Source organism: Kitasatospora sp. NPDC057738, assembly GCF_042798815.1.
GTDB lineage: Bacteria > Actinomycetota > Actinomycetes > Streptomycetales > Streptomycetaceae > Kitasatospora > Kitasatospora lactacystinica.
Window position 1 is genome coordinate 24,148 of record NZ_JBHVJT010000091.1, and the last position, 15,850, is coordinate 39,997.

The window sequence follows — 15,850 nt, forward strand, 5'->3', positions numbered from 1 at the left end:
AAGGGGCGGGCCTCAGGCGGCGCGCACCGGCGCGGGCACCGGACGGGCCAGGCGGGCCAGCGCCAGCGGCTCGAAGATCCCCATCAGCACCGGGTCCACCGCCCGCACCGCCGCCGGAGCGGGCGCCGCGGGGGCCGGGGTGCGCAGCAGCGCGAGGTAGAGCTCCTGGGTCTCGGCGGCCGGGTCGATGCCCAACTCCTCCGCCAGCACCTGACGCAACTGCTGGTAGCAGCGCAGCGCCTCGGCCCGGTTGCCGGCGGCGGCCAGCGCCTCCATCCGGCAGCGGTAGGCGCTCTCGCGGAACGGGGCCCGGCGCACCGCCTCGTCGGCCCAGCGCAGCGCGTGGTGCTCCTCGCCGAGCGCGGAGGCCGCCAGACTCGCCGTCTCCAGCGCACCGATGCGCAACTCCTCCACGTGCTCGCGCACCCCCTGCGCCCACTCGCCCTCGTGGTCGGGCAGGAACGCCCCGCGCAGGTTCGACAGCGCCCCCGCGGCCAGCTGCTGGGCCACCGCGTGGCCGCCCGCCGCCAGCGCCTCGCCGGCCTCGCCCACCGCCGAGGCCGCCGCCTCCAGGTCCACGGCCGCGTCCGCGGGCAGCCGCAGCACGTACCGCCCGCCCTGGGCGATCAACGGGGTCGCACCCGGGCCCTGACCCGGCGCGGTGACGAAGGCCCGCACCCGGGAGACCACGCTGCGCAGCGCGGAGGCCCACGTGTCGGGCAGGCCGTCGGGCCAGATGGTGTCGGCCAGCTGGTCGCGGCTGGTGCCGCTGGAACGCTCCAGCACCAGGCGGGCGAACGCCACCTGGGCCTGGGCGCTGGACAGGTGCTGCGGGGCGCCGTCCTGGTGCTCGACGGCCACCAGACCGGTGAGGCGGATCAGCATGCGCGCGCCCCCGATCTGCCGGACGGACCGTCTTCCCTGAAGCCATTCGACACGAGCTCCAACCCCCTTGAGTCAAAGCAGAAGTGACGGCCCGTCTCCGGCCGTCGGCGCGGGAAATCGCGGATCGGAACAATAAACCGCCGACCAGCCGTTCGGTTTCAGCGGATTTCGACCATACATTCGCCGCATCGCGCGGTGTCAACACCGGCCCGGAAAACATACCCACCGGCCGGTCAATGCGTCGTGGACGCAAGGTTTCTGCACGTCAGAGCGTTCCCGCAGGCCAGGAAAGCGGCTATTGCGGACGCCTTGCGCATCCTGCCGTAGAAATGTAGCCATCCTTGAGCACCCCGCGTGAAGGCTTCGAGAAAACACCCCCGCAGCCACCCCGGGCCCCCGCCCCCGCGGACGGGAAGCCGAATGCCCGCGAAAGCCGTGAAAACCGTGACGCCGTGAAGGAGAAACGCCCGTGAACGCCACCGGAGCATGGAACCGCCTGGAGCCGAAGCTCGCCGCAACCAACGCCCGCGTGGCCGCACTGGAGTCCGACCCCTCCCGGCGCAACAGCTTCGTCGCCTACACCATGGAACGCGACAGCGCCTACTGCGACCTCGACGGCGAGCGCCTGCTCATGATGTCCGGCTACAGCTACCTCGGCCTGGCCGGCGACGAACGCGTCGTGGCCGCCGCCAAGGCCGCCGTCGACGTCTACGGCACCGGCAACCACGGCGTACGGGCCCTGGCCGGCACCATCCCCCTGCACGAGGAACTGGAGGCCGAGGTCGCCCGCTTCGCCCGCCGCGAACGCGCCCTGGTCTTCGGCTCCGGCTACGCCGCCAACGTCGGCACCGTCGGCGCCCTGGTCGGCGCCGGCGACACCGTCCTGATCGACAAGTACGACCACGCCTCCATCGTCGACGGCTGCCGCCTGTCCGGCGCCACCGTCACCCGCTTCCGCCACAACGACGTCGACCACCTCGAGCGCCGCCTCAAGGCCGCCGCCCCCACCGGCGTGCGCCTGGTCATCGTCGACAGCGTCTACTCCATGGACGGCGACATCGCCCCGCTGCCCGAACTGCGCGAGGTCTGCGACCGCTACGACGCCCTGCTCATGGTCGACGAGGCCCACGCCCTGGGCGTCATCGGCGCCACCGGCGGCGGCATCGAGGAACACTTCGACCACAAGGTCCGCGTCGACGTCAAACTCGGCACCCTCTCCAAGGCCATCCCCTCCATGGGCGGCTGGGTCGCCGGCAGCCACGACCTCATCGGCCACCTGCGCTACGCCGCCCGCCCGTTCCTGTTCTCCGCCGCCCTCGGCCCCGCCCAGACCGGCGCCGCCCTGGAATCCCTGCGCATCCTGCGCCGCGAACCCGAACGCGTCACCCACACCCAGACCCAGGCCCGGCGCCTGCGCCAGCGCCTCAACGACGCCGGCATCTCCACCATGCACTCCACCACCGCCGTCCTGCCCGTCATCGCCGGCAGCGACGACGCCGCCTACGACTACGCCACCGCCTGCCGCAAGGCCGGCGTCATCGGCCTGCCCGTCGTCACCCCCGCCGTCCCCAACGACCTCGCCCGGCTGCGCATCGCGGTCACCGCCCGCCACACCGCCGCCGACATCGACTTCGCCGCCGAGGCGTTCCTGACCGCCGCCGCCCAGACCGGCCTGATCTGACCCGCCCCCACCCCCTCACCCCCCTCTTTTTCCCACCGCCGGGCCGCCCGCGTGCAGCGCGAAGGAGACGAAGCCATGGCCCCCCACCACCGGCCGCCGATCGCCGTCACCGGCCTCGGCGTGGTCAGCCCCGCCGGCCACGGCGTCCAGGACCTGTGGCGCACCGTCGCCTCCGGCCGCTCCACCGCCACCGCCCTGACCGACCCCGCCCTGGCCCGCCACCGGGTGCGCCTGGGCTGCCGCGTCACCGACCTGCCCGACACCGCGCACCTGCCCGCCAAGGACGCCCGCCGCCTGGACCCCTTCGCCCGCTACGGCACCCTCGCCGCCCTGGCCGCCCACGCCGACGCCGGCCACCCCGAGCCCGAACCCGGGCGCAGCGCCGTCGTGGTCGGCACCGCCGTGGGCGGACGCACCACCAGCGACCGCGAGTCCGCGCTGTACACCCAGCACGGCCCGCTGCGCGTCTCCCCGCTGATGCCGCTGGTCACCATGCCCAACGCCGCCGCCGCCCAGATCGCGATGCGCCTGCACTGGAGCGGCCCGGCACTGACCATCGCCACCACCTGCGCCTCCAGCGCGGACGCGATCGGCCACGCGGCACTGCTGCTGGAGAGCGGACGCGCGGACGTGGTGATCGCCGGCGGCTGCGAGGCCACCTTGACCCCCGTCACCCTGGCCGCGTTCGGCAACCTCGGCGCGCACTCCCTGCGCAACGACGAACCCGCCCGCGCCTCACGGCCCTTCGACGCCGACCGCGACGGCTTCGTGATGGGCGAGGGCGCCGGCTTCCTCGTCCTGGAACGCCTGGACGACGCCCGCGCCCGCCGCCGCACCCCCTACGCGCTGCTCGCCGGGTACGGGGCCAGCGCGGACGCCTACCACCTGTCCAACCCGCGCCCCGACGGCGCCGGCGCCGTCGCCGCGATGCGCGCCGCCCTCGCCGACGCGGGCCTGGCCCCCGGCGACATCGCCCACGTCAACGCCCACGGCACCTCCACCGTGCACAACGACCGGGCCGAGGCCGCCGCCCTGCGCGCCGTGTTCGGCCCCCACGGCGTGCCGGTCACCTCCACCAAGGGCGCCATCGGCCACCTGATCGGCGCCGCCGGAGCCGTCGAGCTGATCGCCGCCATCGGGGCCATGAACGAGCGCACCGTCCCTCCCACCGCCAACCACGAGAAGACCGAAGAGGGCCTGGACCTCGACGTCGTGCACACCGCGCCGCGCCCGATCCGCGCCGGCGCGGCCCTGTCCAACTCGTTCGGCTTCGGCGGCCACAACACGACCCTGGTGGTGACCCCGCTATGACCCCGCCCACGACCGCCCCCGCCCCCGCCGCGACCACCGCCGCGCCGGGACCCGTCCCGCGCACCCGCCTGCACATCAGCGCGCAGGACCTGACGGCCTACCGCGCCGCCGCCCGCGCCCACCTGGGCGCCCCGCGGCGCGAGGGGGCCAGCCCCGCACACCCCTTCGTCGCCGCCCACGCCCTCGCCCAGCACACCGTCACCGCCCTGACCGCCGGCGACCCGGGCTTCACCGGCGTGGTCCACCTCGCCCAGGAGATCCGCACCCACGCCCCCCTCGCCCCGGGCGACCTCGACATCGCCGTCGAGGTCACCGCGGTGCGCCGCGAGGCCCGCGGCACCCGCCTGGCCCTGACCACCCGCCTCACCGACGCCGCCACCGGCGCCCCCGTCGCCGACCTCGCCACCGCCGCCCTCCTGCTGGGCGCCACCCGCACCGAACCCCACGGAGCCCTGCCCGCCGCCGCCCACCCCGGCACCGCCCCCGACGGCACCGGCCACGTCTCCACCCACGTCCTGAGCGCCGCCGACACCACCGCCTACGCCCACGCCTCCGGCGACCTCAACCCCATCCACCTCGACGAGGACGCCGCCAGGGCGGCCGGCTTCCCCACCGCCATCGCCCACGGCATGCACCTCGTCGCCCTGGCCGCCGAACGGATCACCGACCTGCACGCCGACGGCGACCCCGCCCGCGTCACCGCCCTCGGCGCCCGCTTCGCCGCCCCCACCGTGCCCGGCACCGAACTGCGCCTGACCCTGCAGCCCCACGACCGGGGCACCGTGGTGCGCTTCACCGTCGCCACCGCCACCGGCACCGCCGTCAAGGCCGGCTGGGCACGCATCGCACCGGCGGGGGAGTGAACCCCGTGACCACGAACCCCACCGCCACGAACCCCGCGACCGCCACCGGCACGAACGCGACGACCGCCACCGGCACGAACGCGACGACCGCCACCGGCACGAACCCCGCGACCGGCACGAACGCGACGGGCGCGACGGGTGCGGCCCCCGCGCCGCCGGCGCCGCTGGCGCTGCCCGACGCGTTCACCGCCCACGCCCGCACCCGCCCCACCGCCCCGGCCCTGCTGTGGCACGAGCACACCGTCACCTACGGCGAGCTCGCCGAGGCCGCCGAGGCCGAACGCGCCCGCCTGAGGGCCCTGCGGCTGGCACCGGGGGAGCCGGTGGGCCTGTACGCCGTCAAGTCGCCCGGCGCGATCGCCCTGGTGCTGGCCTGCCTGATGGAACGCCGGCCCTTCCTGCTGCCCTCCCCGCAGCTCGCCCCCGCCCTGCTGGCCGCCCTCTTCGCCCAGGCCGGCGCCCGGCGCCTGCTCGCGCCCCTCGGCCAGGACACCCCCGCCCTGCCCGCCCTGCCCCACCCCGCGCCGGTGCCCACCCTCGCGGCCGGCACCTCCTTCATGCTCACCACCTCCGGCTCCACCGACCTGCCCAAGATCGTCCCCCTCGCCCGGTCGGCCGTGGACCGCTTCACCGCCTGGGCCCACGACACCTTCGACCTCGGGCCCGGACGCGTCGTCGCCAACTACGCGCCCCTCAACTTCGACCTCGCCCTGCTCGACGTGTGGGCCACCCTCGCCGCCGGCGGCACCTGCCTGCTCATCGACCCCGCCCACGCCCTCAACGCCCGCCACCTGCTCACCCTGCTGACCCGTCACCGCCCTCACGTGCTGCAGGCCGTCCCCCTGGCCTACGCCCTGCTCGTCCAGGCCGCCGGCCCCGCCGCCGCCGTGCTGGACAGCGTCGAGCACGCCGCGTTCACCGGCGACGCCATCGACGCCCGCACGCTCGCCGCGCTGCCCGCGCTGCTGCCGAACGCCCACCTGTACAACATCTACGGCTGCACCGAGACCAACGACAGCTTCCTGCACCGCCTGGACCGCCTGGACGCCGCGGCCGCCCTGCCCGTGCCCATCGGCGAGCCCCTGCCCGGCGTGCGCACCCTCATCACCACCGCCGACGGCACCCCCCTCACCGGTCCCGGCAGCGGCGAACTCCACGTCTCCACCCCCTTCCAGGCTGCCGGCTACCTCGACCGCTCCCGCGACACCGGACGCTTCACCACCCGCCCCGAGGGCGCAGGCGAGGGACGGCGCTGGTTCCGCACCGGCGACCTCGTCACCCGCGACGACAGCGGCCGCATCCACCTCACCGGCCGCGCCGACTTCCAGGTCAAGGTCCGCGGCGTCGCCGTCAACACCGCCGAGATCGAACGCGTCCTGCTCGCCCACCCCGACGTGCGGGAGGCCGCCGTCGCCGCCGCGAGCGACCCGCTCACCGGCAAACGCCTGCACGCCGCCGTCCAGCGCACCCCCGGCTCCACCCTCAACAGCCTCGTCCTGCGCGAGCACCTGGCCCGCAACCTGCCGCGCGCCGCCGTCCCCGAGAAGCTCGCCATCCACGACACCCCCCTGCCCAAGACCGCCACCGGCAAGGTCGACCGCAAAGCCGTCCTGCCCGCCCCCTGAAACCCCGCACCCCGCGCCCCGCACCACCGAACACCAACAACCCATCCACGCAAGGGAGTTGCCCGCCATGAGCAACATCGACCGGATCAAGCGGTTCCTCATCGAGGAGTTCCTGCCCGACATCACCCCCGACCAGCTCGCCGACGACCACGACCTGCTCTCCGACGGCGTCATCGACAGCCTCGGCGTCCTCAAGCTCATCGCCTGGGTCGAGGACCACTTCGCCCTGCCCGTCGACGACACCGACCTCGACCCCAACAACTTCCGCTCGGTCGCCGCCATCGACGCCTTCATCACCGAACGCCGCACCGCCGCCACCGCCGCCGCGGCCACCGTGGGCGGCTGACACCCGTGCACCCGGCCCTCACCGCGCTCCTCGCCGCCCGCCCCGTCGACGCCGAGGCCTGGCACTCGTGGTGGGACCAGCTCGAACACCGCACCCTGGGCCCGGCCGACACCGACCGGGCCCAGGCGGCGGCCCTGCTGGCCGGCCTCACCACCCGCCTGCCCGACCCGGACACCCTCGCCGCCCTGGTCACCTCGCTCACCGAACGCACCCCCCACCCCGGCCCCGCCCACCCCCACAGCGTCAACATCGTCGGCACCGGCGGCGGACCGGCCACCTTCAACCTCTCCACCGCCGCCGCCCTCACCGCCGCCGCCATCGGCATCCCCGTCGTCAAGACCGGCTCCCGCGCCTACACCAGCGCCGCCGGCTCCGTCGACCTCCTGGAGCGCCTGGGCATCACCCTCACCTCCGGCCACGCCGCCACCGCCGACCACCTCGCCCGCCACAACATCGCCTTCGCCGGCCCCCACGTCTACCCGCCGCCCCTGACCCGCCTGGCCCGCACCCTCTACCCGCTCACCCTCAAACCCTTCGGCGCCTTCCTCAACACCCTCGGCCCCCTGCTCGCCACCGTCCCCGTCACCGCCCAGCTCACCGGCGTCTCCACCCCCGCCGCCCTCGACGCCCTGCGCCCCCTGGCCGCCCGCCTGCCCGCCCGCACCGTGTGGCTGGCCCACAACCGCACCGGCGCCGACGAACTCCTGCCCTTCGCCGACAACACCCTGCACACCCCCACCGGCACCGTCCACCTGCCCGCCGGCTGCGTCGCCCCCGACACCGGCACCCTCGCCGACCTCGCCCCCCACCCCGGCGACCTCACCGGCCACTTCCTGCGCGCCCTCGCCGGACAGGCCGGCACCACCGCCACCCGCACCATCGCCCTCAACGCCGCCGCCCTCGCCCTGGCCTCCGGCCGCCACACCCACTGGAACACCGCCTACGACGCCGCCCTGGACGCCCTCGCCGACGGCACCCCCCGCGCCCTGGCCGAACGCCTCGCCACCGCACCCGCCCGCCCCGCCCGCCCCGCGCCACCCGCGCCACCCGCGCCACCGGCCGCCGGGACCGCCGCCCCGGACCCCGCGGCCCGCCGACCGGAGGCCACCCGTGCCTGAACCCCTCTTCCCCCAGGACCGCCCCGGCCTCGCCCTGTTCCTCAACGCCGGCGACCCCGCCGACCGCCTCACCGACCTCGCCCTCATGCTCGACGAGCAGCGCGTCGACGTCCTCGAACTCGCCGTCCCCTTCCCCGACTCGCCCACCGACGGCCCCGTCATCCGCCGCTCCGCCACCCGCGCCCTGCACACCGGCACCACCTGGGACACCGTCCTCGCCGACCTCACCGACCTCACCCCCCGGCTGCGCCACCTCAAGGTCGTCCTGCTCGCCGACTGGAGCCACAGCCTGCGCCACCGCGACCCCGCCGCCACCGCGCGCGCCGCCACCGCCGCCGGAGCCCGCGCCCTGCTCGTCCACGCCCTGCCCCCACGCCTGCGCCCCGCCTGGCAGCAGGCCCTGCGCGACGAAGGCCTCCCGCAGGTCACCACCTGCTACCCCGCCTCCGCCCCCGACGTCCTCGCCGCCGCCGCCCGCGACGCCACCGGCGCCTACGTCTACCTCGTCGCCCACTACGGCCGCTCCGGCACCACCCCCACCACCGGCCACCGCGCCCTGGCCACCACCGTCGCCACCCTGCGCACCGCCGCCCCCGCGACCCCCGTCGCCATCGGCTTCGGCGTCAGGACAGCCGCCGACCTGGACGCCGTCACCGCCACCGGCGCCGACGCCGCCATCGTCGGCTCCGCCGCCGTCGCCCGCCTGGAACACGCAGCCGCCCACGGCCTGGACGCCGTCACCGAACTGCGCGCCTTCCTCACCGACCTCCGCCCCGCCCGCCCCCCTCACCCGGACGCAAGAGGCGGACCCCGCGCCACCGCGCACACCCCCACCACCCCCGGCACCACCACCCGAGAGGAACAACCCGCATGCTGATCCGCGACCTGGCCGACGTGAAGACCGTCGAGTGGGGCAACGGCCTGTCCCGCCGCTTCCTCGTCGAGAGCGACAACCTCGGCTACAGCCTCACCGACACCATCGTCAACGCCGGTACCAAGTCCCGCCTGGAGTACCGCAACCACCTGGAGGCCTGCTACTGCATCGCCGGCTCCGGCGAGGTCATCGACATGGACGGCAACTCCCACCCCATCACCCCCGGACGCCTCTACGCCCTCGACGAGCACGACGCCCACTACCTGGTCGCCGGCCCCCACGAGGACCTGCGCCTGGTCTGCGTCTTCTCCCCGGCCCTGCGCGGCGACGAGGTCCACCAGCTCGACGCCCACTCCTCCTCCGCCTACTAGCCACCCCGCCAGGCACCCGCGGCCAGGCACCCCCGCCAGGCACCCCGCGCCCCACCGGGGCCCGCCGCCCCCACCCACCGCCCGGGGGCCCGGGCCCCCGCACGGGCCCTGGAACCGACGTCAGCCGGCGCCACCGGGCGCCGGCCTGCCACCCCGGGCCCCGACGGCCCGGGAGGAAGGCGGCACCCCCGATGATCCGCTGGAACGCCGACCAGACGGCCCTGCGCGAGGGCCTGGCCCGCTTCGGCGACGACCTCAGCGCCGGCCACATCGAAGGCGACGAACAGGCCGCCTTCTCCCACGACAAGTGGCGCCTGATCCAGAAGACCGGCATCCTCTCCCTGCCCTTCGACGAACGCCACGGCGGCCTGGGCCAGTCCCTGCTCACCACCATGTACGTCCTCGAAGGCCTCGGCCAGACCTGCCGCGACGGCGGCCTCAACTTCTCCGTCACCACCTCCATGGCCTCCACCGGCGTCCCCCTCCAGGCCTTCGGCTCACCCGCCCTCAAGGACGCCTACCTGCCCCGCATCGCCTCCGGCGACGCCATCGGCGCCCACGCCATCACCGAGTCCGAATCCGGCTCCGACGCCATGCAGATGCGCACCCGCGCCGTACGCGACGGCGACCACTTCGTCCTCAACGGCTCCAAGACCTTCGTCTCCAACGGCCCCGTCGCCGACGTCGTCGTCGTCTACGCCCGCACCCACCCCCAGGGCGGAGCCCTCGGCGTCACCGCCTTCCTCGTCGACGCCGACACCCCCGGCCTCACCACCGGAAACCCCGTCAAGAAGATGGGCCTGCGCACCTCCCCCCTCTCCGAGCTCTACCTCGACGACGTCCGCGTCGGCGCCGACCGCGTCCTGGGCCGCGTCGGCGGCGGCTTCCTCGTCCTCGACCACGTCATGAAACGCGAGATCCTCTACACCTTCATCGTCAACACCGGCGAGATGCAGCACCGCCTCGCCCGCTGCCTCGACTACGCCAAGACCCGCATGTCCTTCGGCAAACCCATCGGCTCCTACCAGTCCGTCGCCAACAAGATCGTCGACACCAAGATCCGCCTGGAAACCGCCCGCAAGTGGCTGTACGACACCGCCCAGCGACTGGAAGCCGGCGACAACGTCACCGTCGACATGGCCATCGCCAAACTCCTCACCAGCGAATCCAACCTCGCCACCTCCCTGGCCGCCGTCCAGGTCTTCGGCGGCAACGGCTACATGTCCGAATACGGACTGGAGAAGGACGTGCGCAACGCCGTCGCCGGCACCATCTACTCCGGCAGCAACGAGATCCAGTACAACCGCATCGCCGCCATGCTCGGACTCGGCAAATGACCGCCCCCGCCGCCCCGCACGCCCCCGCCGCCCCGCTCGCCCCCACCCGCAGCGGCCACCTCAAAGTCTGCGGCGCCCGCACCCGCGCCGACCTCACCCTCCTCGCCGACACCGGCCCCACCCTGGTCGGCCTGTGGCACGGCATCCCCGGCGGCCCCGCCGAACTCGAGGCCGACCGCCTCGCCGACCTCGCCGCCACCGCCATCCGCCTGGGCCTGGAACCCGTCCTGGTCACCTTCCTCGACCACGCCCCCACCCTCGCCGCCCTCGCCCGCGCCACCGGCATCCGCTGGATCCAGCTCCACGCCTACCAGAGCCCCGCCCTCGTCGCCGAACTGCGCGAACACCTGCCCTACGCCGTCCTCGTCAAAGTCCTCCACCTCTCCCGAGGACGCTGCCTCGAACGCGCCTTCACCGGCGCCTTCGCCCGCGCCGGCTGCGACCTGTTCCTCCTCGACACCGTCACCGACGACGGCCGCGTCGGCTCCACCGGCCAACCCCTGGACCCCGCCCACGTCCACGCCCTGCTGCCCCGCCTCACCATCCCCTTCCTCCTCGCCGGCGGCCTCAGCACCACCAACCGCGACACCTACCGCACCATCACCGACCACCCCCTCTACGCCGGCGCCGACATCGACTCCGCCGCCCGCGACCGCACCGGCCGCTTCACCCACGAGAACGTCACCGCCCTCACCCGCGCCTGGCACCCGCGCCTCCAGGAGACGACCGCATGAGCCCGAGCTTCATCGACGCGCTGCTCACCGCCGCCCGCCCCCTGGTCATGGAAGTCAAACTCCGCGACCCCCACGGCACCGACCTCCTGGGCCCGCGCACCGTCACCGACCTCGTCACCCGCTACGAACAGGCCGGCGCCCCCTGCCTGTCCGTCGTCACCGGCCGCTGGTTCGGCGGCACCCCCCGCCTGCTGCGCGAAGTCACCGCCGCCACCGAACTGCCCGTCCTGCAGAAGGACTTCCTCACCCGCCCCGCCCAACTCGAAGCCGCCCGCGCACTCGGCGCCTCCGCCGTCCTGCTCACCGCCGCCCTGCTGCCCGCCACCTCCCTCGCCCGCCTGGTCACCAGCGCCCTCGACCTCGGCCTGACCCCCTTCGTCGAGATCACCGACGAACGCGAACTCGACGCCCTGCCCCGCATCGCCGACTGCGTCGTCGCCGTCAACAACAAGGACATCCGCACCCGCGAACGCGACCGCGGCGACCTCGGCCGCAGCCTGCGCCTGCTGCCCGCCCTGCGCGCGGCCGGCTGCCGCGCCCCCGTCTCCGCCTCCGCCATCACCGACCCCGCCGACGCCGCCCGCCTCCTGGACGCCGGCTACGCCGCACTGCTCATCGGCACCTCCCTCATGCGCAACCCCGACCTCACCGGCTGGCTCGCCGACCTCGACAACGCCCGCACCGGAGTCGCCGCGTGAGAACCGACCTGCGCACCCGCTCCCTGGTCCTGGACGCCGCCGGCATCCCGCTGTCCGCCCTGGTCGCCGAACCCGAGGACCGCGCCCCCAAAGCCGTCCTCCTCGCCGTCCACGGCCGCGGCATGCGCGCCGCCTACTTCGCCGGCCCCGCCCACCCCGACACCAGCCTGCTCACCCTCGCCGCCGACCTCGGCTACACCGTCCTCGCCGTCGACCGCCCCGGCCACGGCGCCTCCGCCCACCGCCTGCCGGCCGGCCAGCTCATCGCCGACCAGGCCGCCACCCTCCACGCCGCCCTCACCGACTACGCCCGCGCCCACGACACCGGCGCCGGCGTCCAACTCCTCGCCCACTCCTTCGGCGGCAAGATCGCCCTCCAACTCGCCGCCCACTGGCCCGACAACCCCCGCCTGCCCCTGCTCGGCTGCGACATCTCCGGCCTCGCCCAGCACTACGCCCCCGGCGCCTGGGACCGCCCCGACGACCTCGCCGGCGGCGGCCGCCTCAACTGGGGCCCCCTCAACCTCTACCCGCCCGGCACCTTCCACGCCGCCCGCACCCTGCTCACCCCCGTCCCCGCCCTCGAATCCCGCGAACTGGCCACCTGGCCCGCCCGCTACAGCGCCCTCGCCGCCCGCGTACGCGTCCCCGTGCGCCTGACCCTCGCCGAACACGAACACTGGTGGCGCCTGGACGAGGCCTCCCGCACCGCCCTGACCGCCGCCTTCCCCACCGGCCTGGCCCACCTGGTCACCGCCCACGGCGCCGGCCACAACCTCTCCCTGGGCCACGCCGCCCGCCCCTACCACCTGCGCGCCCTCGCCTTCACCGACGACTGCCTCACCCGGCCCGCCACCGCCGCGCCCGCCGCCGCCGCGCCCGCCGCTGGTGCGGCCGCCGTGCCGGCCCCCGCCCTCGCCACCGTCTGACGGGGGCCCACCGACCACCTGGCGCAGGGTGGCAGGAAGGCCCCGCCGTCCCCCCGGGCAAGGGGACGGCGGGGCCCGCCCCCCGCGCGCCGGGCACGGGAATCCCGTACCGCCCGGGAAGGTTGCCGTCGACAGCCCACGAACGGACCCCGGTCCGCCACGGGCACACCGACAGCCGGCCACAGGAGGGCACACACATGAGGATCGGCGACATCGACGTCCAGGCGATCACCGACGGAACCGGCAGCGAACGGGCCGCCGACATCCTCACCCGCCCCGGCACCGACGACCCCTGGGCCTGCCACCGCCACCACCTCGAACCCGACGGCACCCTCACCCTGCCCCTGGGCGGCTTCCTCGTGCGCAGCGGGCAGCGCACCGTCCTCGTCGACGCCGGAGTCGGCCCCCACGACGACGGCAAGTACCGCGGCGGCGCACTCCTCGACTCCCTCGCCGCCCACGGCGCCACCCCCGCCGACATCACCGACGTCCTGTTCACCCACCTCCACTTCGACCACGTCGGCTGGGCCGCCGTCGACGGCCGGCCCGTCTTCCCCAACGCCACCTACCGCGCCCACCGCGCCGACTGGCAGCACTTCGTCACCGGCGACGCGGCGACCCCCGAGGCCGTCGCCAAACTCGCCCCCGTCGAGGCACAACTCGAACTCTTCGACGCCGACACCACCCTCGCCCCCGGCATCGACGCCCTCCACACCCCCGGCCACACCCCCGGCACCACCGTCTACGTGCTCTCCTCCGGCGGCCGACGCGCCCTGCTGCTCGGCGACGTCGTCCACTCCGTCGTCCAACTCGCCGAACGCGACTGGCAGGTCGTCTGGGACATCGACCCCGCCGCCGCCTCCGCCGCGCGCAACCGCATCGCCGACCGGGCCGCCGACACCGACGACCTCCTCGTCGCCGCCCACTTCCCCGGCATGCGCTTCGGCCGCGTCCTCGCCGCCGACGGCCACCGCCGCTTCGTCGCCGTCTGACCGGGCCCCGACCACGACCTCTGACCGCGACCCCGGGCCCCGCCGCGCCCCACCCGCACGGCGGGGCCCGCCGGCGGGCACCCGGACCGTAAGGTGCCCGCATGCCGGTAGTCATCGCAGGCGGCCACGGCAGGGTCGCACTCCTGACCACCCGTCTGCTCACAGGCCGGGGCCTGCGGGTGTCCGGGATCATCCGGCGCCCCGAACAGGGCGCCGCCCACCACGCCGGGGCACGCCGCTTCGTCCTCCTGTCGGCCATGGGCTCCGACCCGGCCGCGCACTACCCGGCCGACCCCTCGTGGAGACCTTCCTGCGCGCCAAGGGCCGCGCCTACCAGGCCAGCTCTCCCGCCCGGACCTCGACAGCACCGTGGTGCGCCCCGCCCGGTTCCGCGACGGACCCGGCACCGGCCTGGTCCACCTCGCCGCACACACCGGCCCCGGCGAGATCGACCGCCCCGACGCCGCCGCCGTCCTCGCCCACCTGCTCACCGTCCCCGCCACCACCCCGCGCCTGCTGGAACTCGTCCACGGCCCCACCCCCGTCCACCAGGCCGTCACCCACGTCGCCGCACGCTCCCTCACCGACCACCGGCCCCGCCCCTCCGGCCCGTACCGGCGCGGACTTGGGCAGGTCCGCGGCGCCCACTCCCTGTTCGCCCCGTCGGCCCGTGACATCACCCCTGGCGCCTGCCGGGGCCGCCCCCGCCGGGAACCCGCCCGCTTGGCCGCGACGTCCCCGCCCCGACCGTCGCCGCCGACCCGCACACCGGTGACGGCGTCCACGGCGCCGTCAGCGCCCCCCGTCACCCGGCGGCCTGTCCGCCCGTGACGGCACCTGCTCCCGGGTATCCCGCCGACCGGCCGTCGGCGGTGCAACGCCCGGGAAATCCCACGGCCCGTGCCCGGCCCGGGACTTGCCGCCCGGCCCTGACGCGCCCACACTGGGCCGACCTGTGGGGAGAGGGGGCGTCATGTGGGTGGTCCTGGTCCTTCTGGTGGGGACGGGGGCGGCTCTGGCCGCGGCCGGGGTGCACTGCCGCCGCGCGCTGCGCGAGCTGAACCGGGCCGAACGGCTCGCGACGGGCCGGGACTTCGACCTCGACCGGGAGGAACTCGCCTGCCTGGCCGGGAACCTGGCGGAGCTGACACTCGCGGAGATGTACGACAGGGGCCGGATCGTCGCCTCCCGCTCCGGTGACGTCACACTGACCACGGCAGCCACAGCCGGGGACGAGGCCACGGACGGGGCCGGGGACGGGTTCGAGGCGGTGGCCGTGCGCTCGCTGAGGTTCACCCGCACCGGCGACATCGGGAAGCTGATCCCGTCGGTGGACTGGTCGCCGGAAGCGAAGGCGCTGCGCAAGCGGCTGGCGGCCTCGGGTCTGATCGACGACGAGGAACTGGTCGAGCGGGTGCGCAAGGCCTACGGGTGGATGCCCGTGGTGCTCCTCGCGGTGGCCGCGGCGGGCGCGGCCGCCCTGGTGTGGACGCTCGCACGGCACGAGAACTGGCTCCTGCCGCCGGCGGGCTTCACCGCGCTGTTCGCGGCCGCCCTGTGGGTCAACCACCGGGTACGGCCGCCCGTGCGCCCGCTGCGCCCGCTGACCGCGCTCGGCTCCCGCGTGCTCGCCGACGCCCGGACGGCCGAGCGCCGCGGGCAGGGGCCGGCGACGGTGGCCCTGGGCGGGCTGTCGGCCCTGCCCGTCGGCCACGACCTGCGGATCTGCCGGGAGGCGGCCCGCGCCCGCTCGAACGCCCTCGCCCGGGCGGCGGCCGCGAGGAGCACCACCATCTCCCACAGCGGCGGCAGCGGCGGCGTGGGCCTGGGCGGGGGCTGCGGCGGCGCGTCCTGCGGGGGCGGCTGCGGAGGGGGCTGCGGCGGCGGTCTCTGACCGGGGAGGCGCCCCGCCACCCGGGGCGCGGCCCGGTTCTGCGGCACGTCGTGGACCTCGGCCCGGCCGGCGGCGCATACGCCCGGCGCGCCGGGGCAGTCGAGGGGGCGGCCCGGACCGGTGCCGCTCCCGGCCGGGCCCCCGGGGAAGCTCGGGGGAGGCCCCGGGGCGGGGAGAGGGGCGCACGCGAGG

The 15,850-nt window shown here is 75.6% G+C and carries 16 protein-coding genes; 15 read left to right on the top strand and 1 reads right to left on the bottom strand.

Annotated elements, in window-relative coordinates:
- Positions 1–12: 12 nt before the first annotated feature.
- On the bottom strand, positions 13–885 hold the full coding sequence (locus ACFVGO_RS34650; RefSeq protein WP_359911919.1) for a BTAD domain-containing putative transcriptional regulator: 873 nt from the start codon (positions 883–885) through the stop codon (positions 13–15).
- Between the two features lie 469 nt (positions 886–1,354).
- On the opposite strand from ACFVGO_RS34650, the gene ACFVGO_RS34655 reads away from it, so the two are divergent.
- From ACFVGO_RS34655 to ACFVGO_RS34725, 15 genes are all read left to right on the top strand, one after another.
- Positions 1,355–2,566, top strand: coding sequence for an aminotransferase class I/II-fold pyridoxal phosphate-dependent enzyme (locus tag ACFVGO_RS34655; RefSeq protein ID WP_380358170.1), 1,212 nt, complete (start codon positions 1,355–1,357; stop codon positions 2,564–2,566).
- Positions 2,567–2,641: 75 nt separating this feature from the next.
- Entirely contained in the window at positions 2,642–3,877 is a 1,236-nt protein-coding gene (locus tag ACFVGO_RS34660; RefSeq protein WP_380636107.1) for a beta-ketoacyl-[acyl-carrier-protein] synthase family protein, read from the top strand.
- Positions 3,874–4,740: a MaoC family dehydratase gene (locus ACFVGO_RS34665; RefSeq protein WP_359911910.1), complete on the top strand. Its 867-nt coding sequence runs from the start codon at positions 3,874–3,876 to the stop codon at positions 4,738–4,740. The genes ACFVGO_RS34660 and ACFVGO_RS34665 overlap by 4 nt, the downstream gene beginning before the upstream one ends.
- Before the next feature lie 5 nt (positions 4,741–4,745).
- Positions 4,746–6,365, top strand: a complete 1,620-nt coding sequence (locus ACFVGO_RS34670; protein ID WP_380636109.1) for an AMP-binding protein — start codon at positions 4,746–4,748, stop codon at positions 6,363–6,365.
- A gap of 67 nt (positions 6,366–6,432) precedes the next feature.
- Positions 6,433–6,711 carry a phosphopantetheine-binding protein gene (locus ACFVGO_RS34675; RefSeq protein WP_359911904.1) on the top strand — a complete coding sequence of 93 codons (279 nt, stop codon included), beginning with the start codon at positions 6,433–6,435 and terminating at the stop codon, positions 6,709–6,711.
- A gap of 5 nt (positions 6,712–6,716) precedes the next feature.
- Complete coding sequence (locus tag ACFVGO_RS34680; RefSeq protein WP_380636111.1) at positions 6,717–7,829, top strand: hypothetical protein; 1,113 nt, start codon at positions 6,717–6,719, stop codon at positions 7,827–7,829.
- Positions 7,822–8,706 carry a tryptophan synthase subunit alpha gene (gene trpA / locus ACFVGO_RS34685; RefSeq protein ID WP_359911898.1) on the top strand — a complete coding sequence of 295 codons (885 nt, stop codon included), beginning with the start codon at positions 7,822–7,824 and terminating at the stop codon, positions 8,704–8,706. The genes ACFVGO_RS34680 and trpA overlap by 8 nt, the downstream gene beginning before the upstream one ends.
- Positions 8,700–9,074 carry an ectoine synthase gene (locus tag ACFVGO_RS34690; RefSeq protein WP_359911895.1) on the top strand — a complete coding sequence of 125 codons (375 nt, stop codon included), beginning with the start codon at positions 8,700–8,702 and terminating at the stop codon, positions 9,072–9,074. Before trpA ends, ACFVGO_RS34690 begins: the two co-directional genes overlap by 7 nt.
- A gap of 191 nt (positions 9,075–9,265) precedes the next feature.
- Positions 9,266–10,411 carry an acyl-CoA dehydrogenase family protein gene (locus ACFVGO_RS34695; protein ID WP_359911892.1) on the top strand — a complete coding sequence of 382 codons (1,146 nt, stop codon included), beginning with the start codon at positions 9,266–9,268 and terminating at the stop codon, positions 10,409–10,411.
- Positions 10,408–11,145 (top strand): N-(5'-phosphoribosyl)anthranilate isomerase, encoded by a 738-nt coding sequence (locus ACFVGO_RS34700; RefSeq protein WP_380358184.1) that lies wholly within the window; start codon positions 10,408–10,410, stop codon positions 11,143–11,145. The genes ACFVGO_RS34695 and ACFVGO_RS34700 overlap by 4 nt, the downstream gene beginning before the upstream one ends.
- Complete coding sequence (locus ACFVGO_RS34705; RefSeq protein WP_359911886.1) at positions 11,142–11,843, top strand: indole-3-glycerol-phosphate synthase; 702 nt, start codon at positions 11,142–11,144, stop codon at positions 11,841–11,843. The genes ACFVGO_RS34700 and ACFVGO_RS34705 overlap by 4 nt, the downstream gene beginning before the upstream one ends.
- A complete protein-coding gene (locus ACFVGO_RS34710) occupies positions 11,840–12,772 on the top strand; it encodes an alpha/beta fold hydrolase (RefSeq protein ID WP_359911883.1) in 933 nt (310 codons plus the stop codon). The genes ACFVGO_RS34705 and ACFVGO_RS34710 overlap by 4 nt, the downstream gene beginning before the upstream one ends.
- 197 nt (positions 12,773–12,969) lie before the next feature.
- On the top strand, positions 12,970–13,764 hold the full coding sequence (locus tag ACFVGO_RS34715) for an MBL fold metallo-hydrolase (protein WP_359911880.1): 795 nt from the start codon (positions 12,970–12,972) through the stop codon (positions 13,762–13,764).
- 372 nt (positions 13,765–14,136) lie between these two features.
- On the top strand, positions 14,137–14,595 hold the full coding sequence (locus ACFVGO_RS34720) for a hypothetical protein (RefSeq protein WP_380636115.1): 459 nt from the start codon (positions 14,137–14,139) through the stop codon (positions 14,593–14,595).
- 148 nt (positions 14,596–14,743) lie between these two features.
- Positions 14,744–15,658 (top strand): TIGR04222 domain-containing membrane protein, encoded by a 915-nt coding sequence (locus tag ACFVGO_RS34725; RefSeq protein ID WP_380636117.1) that lies wholly within the window; start codon positions 14,744–14,746, stop codon positions 15,656–15,658.
- The last annotated feature ends 192 nt before the right edge of the window (positions 15,659–15,850 follow it).

Coding starts and splice junctions, on each gene's coding strand:
- ACFVGO_RS34715 (WP_359911880.1), top strand. CDS start 12,970: ATGAGGATCGGCGACATCGACGTCCAGGCGATCACCGACGGAACCGGC.
- ACFVGO_RS34665 (WP_359911910.1), top strand. CDS start 3,874: ATGACCCCGCCCACGACCGCCCCCGCCCCCGCCGCGACCACCGCCGCG.
- ACFVGO_RS34700 (WP_380358184.1), top strand. CDS start 10,408: ATGACCGCCCCCGCCGCCCCGCACGCCCCCGCCGCCCCGCTCGCCCCC.
- ACFVGO_RS34660 (WP_380636107.1), top strand. CDS start 2,642: ATGGCCCCCCACCACCGGCCGCCGATCGCCGTCACCGGCCTCGGCGTG.
- ACFVGO_RS34675 (WP_359911904.1), top strand. CDS start 6,433: ATGAGCAACATCGACCGGATCAAGCGGTTCCTCATCGAGGAGTTCCTG.
- ACFVGO_RS34695 (WP_359911892.1), top strand. CDS start 9,266: ATGATCCGCTGGAACGCCGACCAGACGGCCCTGCGCGAGGGCCTGGCC.
- ACFVGO_RS34650 (WP_359911919.1), bottom strand. CDS start 885: ATGCTGATCCGCCTCACCGGTCTGGTGGCCGTCGAGCACCAGGACGGC.
- ACFVGO_RS34705 (WP_359911886.1), top strand. CDS start 11,142: ATGAGCCCGAGCTTCATCGACGCGCTGCTCACCGCCGCCCGCCCCCTG.
- ACFVGO_RS34690 (WP_359911895.1), top strand. CDS start 8,700: ATGCTGATCCGCGACCTGGCCGACGTGAAGACCGTCGAGTGGGGCAAC.